Source organism: Enterobacter cloacae complex sp. 394I7 (genome assembly GCF_057320345.1).
The window spans coordinates 1-880 of record NZ_JBXWCR010000026.1; the positions used below are offsets into that span (position 1 = coordinate 1).

Below are 880 nucleotides of genomic sequence, written 5' to 3' on the forward strand. Positions count from 1 at the left end.
TCGCAGCAGTCCAGCGCGAACGTCACGCGCAGTTTTCCGCCGTCGTCACATCCGAACTCGAAGCCGTCTGAGCACCAGCGCTGGTTGCTCTCTGCTACCGCGATTTTACCGTTATGCTCGCGCTGAGGCCGTTGTGGTTTGTCATGCAGCAGCAACAGATTATGCTCGCTCATCACACGGTAAACCCGTTTGGCATTCACCGGGGGAAGACCTTCATCGCGAAGCTGTCTCCGCATTATTCCCCACACCCGGCGATAGCCATAGCTGGGCATATCGCTGATGATACCGAGGATGCGCGACAGGACCTCTGCGTCTGCTTCCTCGTCTCGCCGGAGAGTGCGCCCGTCCTGCCAGTCGGCAGAACGGTGAACCCGCAGTGATAATTGCGCACGCGACACGCCCATGATGCTGCTTACCTGGGCTATTCCTTGTCCTTTGGCAACAAGGGCGCATGCGCTATCCATTTTCGGGCCTGTCCGTACTCCACTGCTTCTTTCAGGATCTCTACTTCCATCGTCTTCTTACCCAGAAGGCGCTGAAGCTCACGGATCTGCTTGTTTGCGGCGGACAGCTCTGATGCCGGAACGACATCTTCTCCGGCAGCAACGGCAGTCAGGCTGCCTTCCAGATACTGTTTTTCCACTTAAATAGCTGGCTGGGCTGAATGCCATGCAAACGAGCAACATGGGAGACGGTCATCCCCGGCTCCATGGTCTGCCGGATAATGGCAATTTTTTCCTGCGGAGTCTTACGCTTGCGGAGCTCCTGCCCCAACAGTATTCCTGTCATCTCAAAATTAGAACCAGTATTAGACATATGTTTAAGCCTATCTCTTATTTTAAGATACATCTACTGTCTGGTGTTTCTCGGGGCCGCCCCA

At 55.0% G+C, this 880-nt stretch carries 1 pseudogene; it reads right to left on the bottom strand.

The features are described 5' to 3' along the window. A pseudogene (locus AC2FAP_RS24385) lies at nucleotides 1-789 on the bottom strand (transposase); the annotation flags it as partial. Nucleotides 790-880: the final 91 nt, after the last annotated feature.